The organism is Cytobacillus citreus (assembly GCF_018343665.1).
Lineage (GTDB): Bacteria > Bacillota > Bacilli > Bacillales > Cytobacillaceae > Cytobacillus > Cytobacillus citreus.
The window spans coordinates 728,202-741,459 of record NZ_JAGYPM010000003.1 but is presented as its reverse complement, the minus strand read 5'-3'; the positions used below and the strand labels follow the sequence as shown (position 1 = coordinate 741,459).

Sequence of the window (13,258 nt, the reverse complement as noted above, 5' to 3'; positions counted from 1 at the left end):
TATTTCTTAAGATAAAATTGCAGTGAATTCTTCCTGCTTTTTACACTTAACACATTTTTCACTTTGATCTACTAGTGATTGATAATTATTATTACATATCTTGCATGTTTTTATAAGAAGAGAATGATCCACTTCTGTTGCAGACATAATTCTTTCTTGAATCGTTATAGCTTTTTCAGGACATATATCTTGGCAAAGCATACAGCCTGAACACTTTTGAGCTGAAATTGTAAAACTAGTATCGTTTATTTGAAAACAATTTTTTTTGCAGAGCTTTTGGCATGCTTTACAAAGAGTGCATTTACTCAAATTTACTGCCACTTCTTTAAATTGATGTTTTGGGTATAATTTTGCTATATCTAGCTCTTCATGATTAAAACGCCATTTAGCAGGTGTCATTTGCTTCAATGTTGATTGAGCTTCATTTTTCCAAAATGAAAATATTTCTCTACGTGTTAAGGACTCTTCTTTTAGTTCTATTTTTTTCAAGTAAATAGAGAAGGGAGCTTCGTTAAGCTTTTCTAGCATCTCATTTGTTTTTGATATCGTATATTGCCAATTTTCATTGAGTTTCTCTTGTTCACTAATAATCGCTGTAATGCCTTTTTTATTATATCCAAGCAGTTCTCTTAAAGCAGGAGGATGTTCGTCTGTCACAACTAATTGATCTTGAACAACCGTTCTTTTTGGAAAAAATCCTTCAATTGCTTGAACAGGGCACTCGGCTATACAATATCCACATTCCGTACATTTTTCATTATCAATATACGGTTTTTCATCAATGAAAGTAATTGCCTCATCGAAACAGACATCCTTACATCTAGAACAGGAGGAGTAAGGACTTTGATGGCGTGTACATGATTGTAAAACTTTAAATTCATAATCTAGACTTTCCATCCATTTGTTTAATAATCCCATCAAAGCCACTCCTTTTTTAAAATATTTGTCTATAGTTCTTTCTATGAACCTAGTACATAAAATACATATCTGCTTAAACCTTCTGCGAATCCAATTACGATTAATGCGACAAACGCAACTGTAATTGTAGTTTTCTTAACTGGTGATAGAGCCATATAACCTAATAAAACGATTCCAATGACTTCAATCACCCATCTGATTGCGATTGTTCCTTGATAAGGTTCAAGGGAAGATGTAGCTGCTGTAGCAGCCATTATATTTACATCTGTCATAGCAGCAGGGAATAATGCAACACCTAAAAGCTGGATGGCAATTCCAAATAAAGCAGTAAAAAAAGATAGTTTTAAAAGAGCCTTTGCATTGTCATCCATATTTTTTGCCCGAAGAGCAGGTATTGTAAAGCTAGCAATAAGTACTGCTCCTAAAACAAAGGCTGTTCCATAAAAGGAAGTGAACGTGTTGATTGAGTTCCAGCCACTTATTAGAGAATTTGAATAAATTGAAGCCATGCAGTAAATATCAACAAATCCAATAATGGCCGTTACAATCAATAATATCGGGTTTATTTTTTTTTGTAGGATGGCCAAGCCAGCGGTTATACAAGCAGCTGCAATAAATAAACCTGTTACAACAATTTCACGGCTCATCCATGAAGAGCCGATATTTCTAATTGTGTTGAATGCATTGCTTGGTGCACCAAGGTGTCCAAATGAAGCACCTAGACCAATTAATGAAAGGACTGCAATAATGATGAGAGGAGTTTTCAAAATCGTAAATGTAGTCTCATCACCACTTTTGCTAATATTTCGCTGATACAACCATAGCATGAACATTCCGCCAATTGCAGTCTGTACACAAATTGAAAAGATTAATAATGCCCACTCATGCATGGGATTTCCCTCCTTATTAAATTGATTAATTTTTCTGCATGTGGGGGAAGAGTCTCCCCACATAATATTGATTACATATGAATGACAATGTTCGGCTGTGTTATGGAAGCACTTGGCATTCCTTTAACCTCGTTAATCGTTCCATATTTAGCTCGAAGTTCGTCAATTGGACCAAATTCAATTGCTCTCATAATACAAGAGCTTACACAAACAGGATCCTCACCTTTTTCACGTAAATCAAGACAAGTATCACATTTTGTCATTTTTCCAAGTTCTTCAGAAAACTGTGGTGCGCCATATGGGCAATTCCATTCACAATATTTACAACCGACACATTTATCATGATCAATGACAACAACACCATCTTCTGCACGTTTATGAATGGCAGTAGTTGGACAGTTTTTTACACATTTAGGATCTTCACAATGGTTACAAGAGATTGATAGATGATAAATAGATGGTTTTGGAAAACTTCCTTCTTCAAAATCATAGACCCTACGAAAATTTCTACCTACTTCTAAATCATTTTTATCTTTGCAAGCAATGGTACATGTTTTACAGCCAATACATTTGGCAACGTCTATATAAAACCCCATTTGAACCATAATCTACGCCCTCCTTTTATTTAAATTTAATAATGCGTTGTTCCCAATTCACATCTTCTTCGAGTGGTTCACCGTTCCATTTTTCTACATTACAACGTGCAGTATTGTAGCCTGAAGTGCCAAGACCAGTTGGGATATAACCAACAAGCATATTATCAGCACCGGCTTTATCGACTCCAGTCTTCTCATCAATATCTACCCATGCTCCATGAGGAAGGCCGATCGTTCCTGGCATAATGGTTTCAACAACTTTAGCAGGGCGTAATGCCTTTCCATGTTCATTCGACATTAACACTGTATCGCCATCTTTAATTCCTAGTTCCTTTGCATCTTTCCCGCTTATAAATACAGGATTAGGCCACGCTTCACGTAATTGAGGTACATTATCAAATGTACTATGGGAGCGTCTTAAATAATGTGGATTAAAGACTTGGAATGGGTATTTTCCTTTTTTCTTTGTATTCCAGTCTTCGAAAGTAGACTCATAGCCTTCTGCTTTTGGAACATATTTTGGAATTGGCGGTATTTCAGTAAAAGCAGTTTTTGATGCTTCGTTCAGTGCTTTACAATAAATTTCGAATTTCCCACTTTCACTTGATACCGGATTTGCTTCTGGATTATCGATAAAATCTTTATAGGCAATGAAGCTGAAATTATCGCCTTTCTTTCTAGGCACTTGATAAATTCCTTTATCGACAAATTCTTTAAGAGGAATTCGTCCTTGTTGTGGAGTTCCATCAACACCCCATTCCTCAATATCTTTCGCCGTAATTGTACATAAAGGTTCATAATCAACCCCATTTTCTTTTATAACCGTACTGCCAGCCAATTTATTAAAATATTGCTGTTTCTCAGAAATCGGGTAATACTTTTCAGGGTCTTCACCAAGTTTCTTCAATAGTTCTATCCCAATTTGCTGGTCTGATTTTGATTCGTATAAAGGGTCAACAATTTTTGACCAATTAATTAATATTTCTCTGTTTCCACCCTTAACTGATCCTTCAGTTTCCCACTGAGTAGCAACAGGGAGTACGATATCGGAGTATTTCGCATTTGTCGTTAAAGCGTAAGCATTTGTCACGACAAATTCTACTTTACGGTGAGCTTCAATCCCTCTTGGGATATTACTCCGAGTTTGGAGATGAGCACTATAGTTATGATAAATGAATTGAATATTCACCTTTCTTTCCCTTTCACCCTTTTGGAGAAATTTCCCATTCGAAATGGCGTCCCAAATTTCATTTTCATTAATGACGTTCGTCACAGGATTTTCTATTGAAGGGAGTCCACTGCCGCCACCTTTTAATAGCTTTGGACCCATGTTCCCAGCATATTCCCAACAGCTCACACCTGTCATATTTCCAGAGCTTCCCATATGACCTGTCATCATTCCAAGCGTAGAGAATGCTTGAACCCAGCCTTCACCGTGATTAATCCGAGCAGGAGCCCAGCCGGTTAATAGTGCTACTCTTTCTGTACCACCGATTTCGCGTGCAAGAGATCGGATTTTGCTCGGTTCTATACCACAAATTTCCGAAGCCCATTCTGGTGTTTTAGGCTGTCCATCATACGTACCTAATAAGTAATCTTTAAAGTTATCTTTTGGATCTGCACCTTCAGGCATATGATCTTTATCAAAGCCAATCGTATATTTATTTAAGAAATCCCATTTTACTAATGGGTTTGTAACTGGGTTGTCTTCATCAAGCAGTGTATACATGATTCCTAAAGCAAGCGCATCGTCTGTGCCAGGACGAATAGGCACCCAATCAGCATCAAATACGCTAGCTGAATCAGTATAAAGTGGGTCAATCGTAATAAAGCGAGCTCCAGCTTTTTTTGCTTGTAAATAGTTATAAGTGACACTGCCCATTGTGCTCCATGCAGGATTCGCTCCCCAAAGTACGATTAATTGTGAGTTTCTTAAATCTAAGCGGTCATTAATTCCGTTTACATATAAGCCCTCGCCAACACCAAGCATGTCATATGTGTAAAGCCATGCACCCCAAGAAATCGTTCCATCACTTGTGGTGTAGCCACCTTGAGTCGCCATGACAGTTCTGATATCATCACTGTCATCACTTGATACATAGATGGATTCATTTCCGTATTTGTTTTTAATTCTCTTCGTTTCTGAAGCAATATGATCGAGTGCCTCATCCCATGAAATGCGAACCCATTCATCTTTCCCACGTAGCTCTTTGTTTCCTCCACCAGGCTCCCAATGCTTTCTTTTCATTGGATATTTCAAACGGTCAGCATTAAAAACTTGATGACGTTGGGAACGTCCCCGTAAGCAACCGCGCTGTTGAGGAAAGTCAGGGCTGTCTTCATGTGTGTCATCTGTTTTTTGACGAATGACAACACCGTCTTTAACAAGTACTTTATTAAGACACCGGCTTCCACAGTTATGCCAGCAGGCTGCCGTTTTCCAAATGCCTTCACCACCTGCTGCTTCTGTTCCAATATTGGTTTCGGCTTTAGCAATTAGTCCGCGTCCAACTGGAATCGCAGTTGTTGCCGCAATGGCAGATGTCCAGCCAATAAATGATCTACGAGATATTTTAAAGTCGTTTATTTTCTTTATTAAATCAAACATTCTACTTGCCCCCTCTTTATAAATTCTATATTTAATAGTTTTTTTAGTACCATTGAATCAATAAATAAGTAGTAATGAAGAAGCTTAGCTAAACCGGAAAAGAACTGTGTATTTGCATCTTTTTTAACTGATTTGCAAAATTCCGGTGTGAACTTAAGCAAATGATCATTCAAAAAAGCTTGCTGATCCTGCAGTAATTGTTTTAAGAGCTTAAAATCGTTTTGCTCTATTCCTTCTATTTCTTGAATACATAGTTCATTAAGGTTAAATATAAAATCGAGCTCTAACCCTATATGGTCATCTGCTTCAATATTAAAATCAGAAACTGCCATTCCGTATTTATCGTAAAATCTTCGAACATTCATCGTTGTTCCTTGAAATAGAAGCTTGTCTTTTCTCACATAAGACGATTCCCATGGTGGTGCTTTTAGTGTAAAGGGACCGATGAACATTCTTGTGTAGTCCCAATGTAATTCATCAAAATGATGTCCAATATGAACGACATCGTGAGTAGCTAGATAGGCTTTGATGTCTTCAATTCCTTCTTGGATCCCAGCAGAATCCTCTTTAAATGGAAAAAAATCAATCATGTTTTTCTGAACAAATTGCTTTAAATATTCCTTTGAAGGCTCTTCTACAAAAAATCTTCGGAGAATGTCGTAAGCATATTGTCTGGCATAAAATAGGTGACCTAATTCAGATAAAGTCAATTTCTCATTCATGGATATCCCTCCTTCTAATTAACTAACATCTTCTAACTGAAATAATGCTGGTGTAGTCCAATCAATACTCACTTCCTTAATCAATCTTTCCATGTTCTCAAATTCAACAATGCAAGATACAACAGCAATTTCGACATTCATATCGTGTAATAGCTTTATGGCTTCAACTGGAAATTGAATGAAATCATATTGTTGATTTATTTCGTATGGAATGTTGTTTTCCTCAAGCTTGAAAAGGGCTTTTCGCTTTTCCTTTCCAAAAATTTTGGCAGTTTTAAAGAAATAATCTCGATTAGAAAAAGAGTATGTTTTCTCCAGTTTCTGGTCATAGTTTTGTTGATAGATCTGGCCTGTGAACTTATTTTCTAGTGAGCAGTAATGAACACCAAGCTTTAAGTTTTGCTCGATAGCAAACTCTATTAGCTTCAGGCAATCCTCCTCACTTTTAGCGATAGCTAAACCGCCAGCGTACCAATAGTTGTAATACATTTCATAAGGTGGATTTTTTAGTTCAAATCCCCGTTCAATAAAGGGTTTGGGATTTTTTAATGGAAAACAGAATTCCAATAAATTAATCCCGAAAATATCTAATTTATCTAACTCAATGAGAAGTTCTTTCATTCTCTCTAATGTCCCAGGAATGACTGGCATCTCTACAAGAACATTTGGAATATAGCTTTTTGCTAGTTTAATTTTTCTTAAAATGTGCTTACGCTTTTGTGTAGAATCTTCCATCTTTATACTGAATCGAATTTCCTTTAATCCTGCCTCCATTAATTTTTTCAGAATATCATCAGTTAATAGATCACCAGCAGTATATAGACGAGTGAATGATTCTGGTGAATTTTTTTTAGCAAATTGGAAGAAATGTATCGTCTCATTTGGAAATAAAAGAGGCTCACCACCAGTTAAGGCAATATGCTTTAGCTGGTAACCGTTATTGATTAATGAGGCTAGTTCTTCCGTTGCTTCTCTTTGATTCTCTAAATAATGCGTATAGTTATCTTGATTTTCATTGAAGCAAAAATAGCAATTTCGATGGCATTTCATTGAGAGAAAGGTAGTATAGCTATCTGAACCTGTTTGACATGCTTCACAAGCACTTGAAAAACGATTTATATAGATGCTTTTATTGTTGTTACGAAAATGAGCTCCGCTATTCTTTAATTTAGTCAGCAGCTTTGTTTTTTCAATGCTGCTTTGTGCATGCTCCAAGGGAAGCCCAAATGCCTTAATATTTACTAATGTGTTGCTCTCAATATTTGTGAATAGCTGAGCATATCTTAAAAATAATTGATTCCTAATAACGTATAAACTATCCTTTGTGATTTTCTTTATCATTTCCTCACTTCCTTTTGTGAAAAATAATAGTTGTTGAAAACTATTCCTTATAAAGTTACAACTTATTTTAGAAGGATGAACAAGTACATTGAAATGAAGACAAGGCACTTGTTTTATTTGTGAATTAATTCACAATATGTTGTTATCTTTATTATAGAAAAACTATTAAAGAGATGATATATTCCTGATGTACAAAAATGATCGTCTTTTTTTGTACAGAAGAACAACGAGTTTTTACGGTCTTGTGACATCCATTGAAGCTAGTAAGAGAATAATATAGTATTTAATAGGAAGGTATTTTTTTTACAAAGGTATAGAAAGGAATGGAGATAAGTGGAGAGATGCCTCTATGTCCCAGATTATCTACATCATTTGCTTGAGGGGTTGGAAAAAGGACTGCAAGGAATTTGTGATAAATTAGCTAATTTACTATCATTCCCTGTCATTGCGATTGATCCATTATATAATCTTCTATCATCTTCCAATCCTGAAAATAATATATTAGTTGAATACTTAGATGATATAAAGATAGAGGAATCTAATATATACAAATGCCATTTGACATTTAACAACGATTCGTTACAAGGAATAGGTTCAGCAATAATAGTGGATGGAAAATTACGTGGTTACTTAATTATTTCATGCGGTGAAATATCAGATGATAAGTTATTACAATTAAACTCAATTATTTCATATGCTTCATTACTATGCTCATTAGAGCTTCGAAAGAAATTCCAAATAAAACAAGAACGCCAGCATTTTAAAGAAGCATTTATATATGATCTGCTATATGGAAATATAAAGAAGAAAGATGAAATTATCTCTTACGGTCAGTTTTGGGGCTGGGATTTTAACCTCCCACATACCGTGATTGTCTTTTCGTTGAGGGATTTTGAATACTATTCTGAGGATCAGCATTTTATCGGAATTTTATTTTATGCAATTGAAAAATCGTTGATTGAAAGAAATTTGAAGCCGATAGCAATGAAAAAGCGCGGTGAAGTAATTGTGGTTTTTCCTTTACATGAAAGTGAGCAAGTAAAGAAGCGAGCAGAAGTAAATACATTTGTTCAACATATAATAAATCAAGTTGACAAAGCTAATTTATCATCAAGAATTATTACTGGTGTTGGCAGGGCATGTGCAAATCCAGAAATGATTTTTCGAAGCTACCAAGAAGCTAAGGTAGCATTTGAGCTTGGCCAATTATTAGATATCACTACTCCGTTTTTTAATGATTTAGGTCTTGAACGAATTTTATTTAAACATGATCTCCAAGATCTGAAGGAATTTTATTTTCATATTCTCGGTGATATTGAGGAGAACGACTCCCTTCATGGCGGAGAGCTCATGCGCACGCTGGAAAACTTTTCTGCAAATCAATATGACTTAACAAAAACAGCTGATGCCATGTTTCTCCATCGTAATACTTTACGCTATCGTATAAAAAAAATTGAAGAGATATTAGATAAAAAGCTAGATGATATGAATGTAAAACTAAATATCACTGCAGCATTAAAGATTAGACAACTTAGGAAGTTTTAAGGAATTATGCAAATGTAGGTGATAGAAATGGAAATCTATCGTAATGCATGTCCCCGAAATTGCTTCGCATCATGCAGCATGCTGTCATATGTACATAATGGGGAGATTATTAAGGTTTCTGGAGATCCGAAGCATGGGTTTAATCAGGGGAGGTTATGTGCAAAAGGCTATGCATTTACCCAATATGTATATAGTCCATATCGATTAAAATATCCTATTATGCAGTCACCAAGGGGATCTGGAAATTGGAAAAGGATTACTTGGGATGAGGCATATTCAATAATAATCGATAAAATTTTGGAATTGAATGTAAGATACGGTTCAAACCTAGCTTGTGGCTATAATAAATTTTCTGGGAATCTCGGACTTCTTCATTATGCCGTCGAAGGAATGTTTAATAGTTTTGGACCTCATACGAAACCTGTTGGGAACCCTTGTTTAATCTCTGGTGAGCAAGCTATAAGATCTTCATTCGGACAAACTGTTAGCTTAATGCCTGAAAAAATGGCAGATGCTAATTTAATCGTTATTTGGGGAGCAAATCCAGCTGTAACGAATGTTCATCAAATGAAATTTATATTCAAAGCTCGGCAAAAAGGTGCAAAGCTTGTCGTTATTGATCCAATTTTTACTCAAACTGCCGCTAAAGCAGATATTTATATTCAAGTAAACCCAGGCACCGATGGTCTGCTCGCACATGCGATTGCTAAAATTTTAATAGATTCATCTTTATATGATCAGGAATTTATAGATAATCAAACGACAAACTGGATAGAATTTCGTCAATACGTAAGTACCGAAGTAAATATAACTGAAGTTAGTCAAGAAACTGGCGTATCCATTGAAGTAATAAATGAGCTTGCTAATTTATATTCATTTTCCAAACCTTGTGTTACATGGATTGGCTTTGGTATTCAGCGGAATAAAAATGGCAGGGAAAATATTAGTGCTATAAATACATTGGCAGCATTAGCAGGTACGCTTCAAAGGGGAAAAGGCGGCGTATATTATGCACATAATGGTTTAGGGGATTTTCCTGCTAACTTATTGAATCATCAAGGTCCAAAACATTCTTATATAAACACTTCAAGGGAAATTAATATTAATAATTTTGCTGAAGAAGCATTAAAACTATCTGAACCACCGCTTAAGTTTTTATGGATTGCTTCAAGAAATCCACTTTCACAGGATCATGATTTTAAAACATGGGAGTTACTTTTCCATGAGCTTGAATTAATCGTGACGGTTGATTTGTTTATGACGAGGACTGCAGAATTATCTGATCTTGTTTTACCAGCAACGACCCATTTTGAAGACCCAGATTTAAATATTAGCTATTGGCATCAGTGGCTTTCTTATAATGAACAAGCAATTCCTGCATATTTTGAATCGAAGAGTGATTTGCAAATTGCAAGGGATTTAACAAAAAAATTAAATGAGCTTTCGCCGAATTTTTCAAATTTCCCCTATGAATTGGAACCAATTGATTGGATTGAACGAGAGATAACTCCATCAGTAAAGGAGCTTTATTCTTTAAAAAGCTATAAACAGCTTCTTGATGGACCGCATTTAAGAAATGACGAGAAGTATAGCGAAGGATCAACGTCAATGAATTTTCATTTTGTATTTCCAAAGAAAGATGCTTTGGGCTCTGAAGCTTCTACTAATGTAATTGAGGATTATGATAGTTATCCTTTCAAGTTGATAACACCACAGTCATTATTAAGAATTCATTCACAATATGAAACATTATCTTGGCTTTCATCAGAAAATGATGAAGCGATTGTAGAACTGTCAGAGTATGCTGCAGCAAAATATTGGATATCAGAAGGAGAAAAGGTTGAAGTTTATAATCTAAATGGAAGTATAGCTGCTACTGCGAGAATAAACCGGTATCTACCGAAAAAGGTTATTTTAGTTAATCAAGTTGGAAAAAATCCAATCAATCAGGTTATTGTGCATGAAGAGAATTCAAATATAGGAAAATCAAGTGCAAATTTTTATGATAGCAGCGTAAATATTCGGAAATGGCGTGACTGAAATGGTTAAACAGATGGGTTTTGTTTTTAATATTGATCTTTGTATTGGATGTAAAGCTTGTGAAATCGCTTGTAGAAATGAAAATCAAACTGTCAGTGCAGTTAAATGGCGCAAAGTTTCAAAGTTAACAGACGACACTTATCTTTCCATTTCGTGTAATCATTGCAGCAGCCCGGAATGCTTTAGGGTTTGTCCGGAGAATGCATTTACGAAAAGAGGAGATGGGATTGTACAAATAAATTCCAACTTATGTACAGGCTGTGGTTTATGTATTTCGGCTTGTCCATTTAGTGCACCACAGTACGATCCAGAATTGCACAAGGTTAGCAAATGTCAAATGTGTTATCCTCGTCAAGATAAAGGCTTCCTTCCAGCTTGTATAGAGGCCTGTTCAACAGGAGCGATAGATATGGAAAATTTAGATAGCTTCTGCAGCAGAGAAGCTGTAAGTACGATACCTGGTTTTCCAAATTCCCGATTAACAGACCCTTCAATTGTCTTTTATCCTGCGAAAAAGAGAAAAAGATATTTCTTGAATTAAAAAATGCGACCATTTGTCGCATTTTTTTAGATTAGTTTTATTTTTGATATTTTTTCATATAAATTTGTTTTGCCTTTTCTGTATTAGCAAAATGCAGCTTCGTAAATGCAGGAAGGACATCTATTCCTTTTTCATGAATGAGACGGGCTGCGTTTTCATCGACTTTTGGCCCCGCCCCTTTCGTAATGGTAAATCCGGCTTCCTTGCTTAATTGATCAAAACGGCTAACGAAGGCATATCTTGCAAGAATTGAGGCTGCTGCAACAGCTAGGTGGATGCCTTCAGCTTTCGTACTGAAAAAAACATTCTTTTTAACAACATTTTTTTCATTTTTTAAATATTGATAATAAACTTCCTCTTTTGCAAATTGATCAATTAATATCGCTTCTGGGAGCTCAGGAGCAATTTTATTAAGTACATGTCCAATTGCTTTATTATGTAGAAGAGCTTTCATTTTCCCCTGCGACATCCCTGATTTTTGCAGCATATTATATTTCTCGTTGTGTAATGTTAGTAGGCTATATGGGACAATATCCTTAATTTGTTTGGCAATACTTATGATTTTTTCATCATTTAAATCTTTCGAATCTTTAACACCTAATTCCTTTAATAATGGGATTTGTTCCTTCTTTACATATGCTGCCACAACCGTGATTGGTCCGAAATAATCACCAGTCCCGACTTCATCTGAACCTATAACTGAAAGATGACGAATATTTTCAGGCAAATTTCCTTGGTTAAAGCTCTCCTTTTGGGAAGAAGTAATCTGGCTATTTTGGTTCCATTTTGCAGATTCCTCTGTGCTGCCATTTCCCTGAAATAACACTTTTCCAGATTTATAAGCGGTAATTGTACAAGTAGGCGTTTTTGCAGTAAATATACTACCAGACGGAGCTTTATCAGATAAAAAGGATTGATAATATATTTTCATTTCATCTATTTCTTTCATTTTCTTTATAATTACAACATTACTCATTGAATTTTCTCCTTAATGTTAAATGAATACATATACTGTGCGTTTCTGACATGCTTCTACTTCCCACGATTTTATATTTCGTGTTATGATATGGAATAGGATTCAAAAGGATGGAGGCATTCATATTGTCAGATTTACAGAAAAGCCGTACAAGTGTAGATATATATGGTCAGCAATATATAATTATTGGTACTGAGAGCAGTAGTCATACACGCCTTGTAGCCTCTATGGTTGATGATAAAATGCGAGAAATCAGTTCTAAGAATCCTTATCTTGACAGCAGTAAGTTAGCTGTATTAACTGCAGTCAATGCCGTTAATGACTATATTAAGGTGAAAGACCGCTTAGAACAGCTTGAAAATGAATTAAAAAGGGAAAAGGACTGAATAAGTCATGCTAGATCTCGCAATAGTCATCATTTTAATTATAGGTTTTATCGTTGGTTTAAAAAGAGGCTTTATTCTTCAATTAATCCATTTAACAGGCTTCATCATTGCATTTATTATAGCGAATATGTATTATGAAAAACTTGCACCTAAGCTAACATTATGGGTACCTTACCCAAGCTTTGGCGGCGATTCAACAATTCAAATGTTTTTTGATAATGCCAATTTGGAAGATGCCTATTATCGCGCCATTGCTTTTGTCGTGATTTTTTTTGCTGTCAAAATCGTTCTTCATCTAATTGGAAGCATGCTTGATTTTGTTTCGAATCTGCCAATTTTAAGGGCGTTGAATATTTGGGCAGGTGGAATATTAGGATTTGTAGAAATATATCTTATCATGTTTATTTTATTATACATAGCTGCCTTAGTACCAGTGGATTCCATTCAAAATGCCTTGAATGATTCCTTTATGGCAAAAGGTATTGTGAAAAATACTCCAATATTCTCACAGCAAATAAAAGAGATGTGGATCGAATATATGGCATCGTAACTTCTCTAAGTTAGAGAAGTTTTCTTTTTAATAGGCAGCAGTGAAGAAAAATATTAACAGGGATATGCCCATAACAACATTCCCGAAAGATATTATTTGGCTTTAAAGGAAACAATAACTAGATCATTAACTTGACCAAAAAAGC

General features: G+C 35.3%; 12 protein-coding genes. 5 read left to right on the top strand and 7 right to left on the bottom strand.

From position 1 onward, the window contains the following. Positions 1–6 precede the first annotated feature (6 nt). From KHA94_RS15240 to KHA94_RS15215, 6 genes are all read right to left on the bottom strand, one after another. Positions 7–918 (bottom strand): 4Fe-4S binding protein, encoded by a 912-nt coding sequence (locus tag KHA94_RS15240; RefSeq protein ID WP_213102972.1) that lies wholly within the window; start codon positions 916–918, stop codon positions 7–9. A gap of 41 nt (positions 919–959) precedes the next feature. After that, positions 960–1,808 carry a dimethyl sulfoxide reductase anchor subunit family protein gene (locus KHA94_RS15235; RefSeq protein ID WP_213102971.1) on the bottom strand — a complete coding sequence of 283 codons (849 nt, stop codon included), beginning with the start codon at positions 1,806–1,808 and terminating at the stop codon, positions 960–962. A 71-nt stretch (positions 1,809–1,879) separates the two neighbouring features. Further along, positions 1,880–2,413 carry a DMSO/selenate family reductase complex B subunit gene (locus KHA94_RS15230; protein ID WP_213102970.1) on the bottom strand — a complete coding sequence of 178 codons (534 nt, stop codon included), beginning with the start codon at positions 2,411–2,413 and terminating at the stop codon, positions 1,880–1,882. A 16-nt stretch (positions 2,414–2,429) separates the two neighbouring features. Beyond that, entirely contained in the window at positions 2,430–5,012 is a 2,583-nt protein-coding gene (locus KHA94_RS15225; RefSeq protein WP_213102969.1) for a molybdopterin-dependent oxidoreductase, read from the bottom strand. Then, positions 5,000–5,734, bottom strand: a complete 735-nt coding sequence (locus tag KHA94_RS15220; protein ID WP_213102968.1) for a TorD/DmsD family molecular chaperone — start codon at positions 5,732–5,734, stop codon at positions 5,000–5,002. Before KHA94_RS15220 ends, KHA94_RS15225 begins: the two co-directional genes overlap by 13 nt. 18 nt (positions 5,735–5,752) lie before the next feature. After that, a complete protein-coding gene (locus KHA94_RS15215; RefSeq protein WP_213102967.1) occupies positions 5,753–7,075 on the bottom strand; it encodes a radical SAM protein in 1,323 nt (440 codons plus the stop codon). Positions 7,076–7,408: 333 nt separating this feature from the next. Between KHA94_RS15215 and KHA94_RS15210 the strand changes: the two genes are divergently transcribed. The 3 genes from KHA94_RS15210 to KHA94_RS15200 are packed head-to-tail and all read left to right on the top strand — an operon-like array spanning position 7,409 to position 11,201. Then, on the top strand, positions 7,409–8,620 hold the full coding sequence (locus KHA94_RS15210) for a PucR family transcriptional regulator (RefSeq protein WP_213102966.1): 1,212 nt from the start codon (positions 7,409–7,411) through the stop codon (positions 8,618–8,620). Positions 8,621–8,647: 27 nt separating this feature from the next. Beyond that, on the top strand, positions 8,648–10,660 hold the full coding sequence (locus KHA94_RS15205; protein ID WP_213102965.1) for a molybdopterin-dependent oxidoreductase: 2,013 nt from the start codon (positions 8,648–8,650) through the stop codon (positions 10,658–10,660). 1 nt (position 10,661) lies between these two features. Beyond that, a complete protein-coding gene (locus KHA94_RS15200) occupies positions 10,662–11,201 on the top strand; it encodes a 4Fe-4S dicluster domain-containing protein (RefSeq protein ID WP_213102964.1) in 540 nt (179 codons plus the stop codon). Positions 11,202–11,238: 37 nt separating this feature from the next. Here the strand turns inward: KHA94_RS15200 and rnhC are convergent, their stop codons facing one another. After that, on the bottom strand, positions 11,239–12,177 hold the full coding sequence (gene rnhC, locus KHA94_RS15195; protein ID WP_213102963.1) for a ribonuclease HIII: 939 nt from the start codon (positions 12,175–12,177) through the stop codon (positions 11,239–11,241). Positions 12,178–12,302: 125 nt separating this feature from the next. Between rnhC and zapA the strand changes: the two genes are divergently transcribed. After that, on the top strand, positions 12,303–12,563 hold the full coding sequence (zapA, locus tag KHA94_RS15190) for a cell division protein ZapA (protein ID WP_213102962.1): 261 nt from the start codon (positions 12,303–12,305) through the stop codon (positions 12,561–12,563). 7 nt (positions 12,564–12,570) lie between these two features. Next, complete coding sequence (locus tag KHA94_RS15185; protein ID WP_213102961.1) at positions 12,571–13,113, top strand: CvpA family protein; 543 nt, start codon at positions 12,571–12,573, stop codon at positions 13,111–13,113. Positions 13,114–13,258: the final 145 nt, after the last annotated feature.

What these genes read in the sequence shown, in the direction of transcription:
- KHA94_RS15240 (WP_213102972.1), bottom strand. Translation starts at nt 918, where the DNA reads ATGGGATTATTAAACAAATGGATGGAAAGTCTAGATTATGAATTTAAA.
- KHA94_RS15235 (WP_213102971.1), bottom strand. Translation starts at nt 1,808, where the DNA reads ATGCATGAGTGGGCATTATTAATCTTTTCAATTTGTGTACAGACTGCA.
- KHA94_RS15230 (WP_213102970.1), bottom strand. Translation starts at nt 2,413, where the DNA reads ATGGTTCAAATGGGGTTTTATATAGACGTTGCCAAATGTATTGGCTGT.
- KHA94_RS15225 (WP_213102969.1), bottom strand. Translation starts at nt 5,012, where the DNA reads ATGTTTGATTTAATAAAGAAAATAAACGACTTTAAAATATCTCGTAGA.
- KHA94_RS15220 (WP_213102968.1), bottom strand. Translation starts at nt 5,734, where the DNA reads ATGAATGAGAAATTGACTTTATCTGAATTAGGTCACCTATTTTATGCC.
- KHA94_RS15215 (WP_213102967.1), bottom strand. Translation starts at nt 7,075, where the DNA reads ATGATAAAGAAAATCACAAAGGATAGTTTATACGTTATTAGGAATCAA.
- KHA94_RS15205 (WP_213102965.1), top strand. Translation starts at nt 8,648, where the DNA reads ATGGAAATCTATCGTAATGCATGTCCCCGAAATTGCTTCGCATCATGC.
- KHA94_RS15200 (WP_213102964.1), top strand. Translation starts at nt 10,662, where the DNA reads ATGGTTAAACAGATGGGTTTTGTTTTTAATATTGATCTTTGTATTGGA.
- rnhC (WP_213102963.1), bottom strand. Translation starts at nt 12,177, where the DNA reads ATGAGTAATGTTGTAATTATAAAGAAAATGAAAGAAATAGATGAAATG.
- KHA94_RS15185 (WP_213102961.1), top strand. Translation starts at nt 12,571, where the DNA reads ATGCTAGATCTCGCAATAGTCATCATTTTAATTATAGGTTTTATCGTT.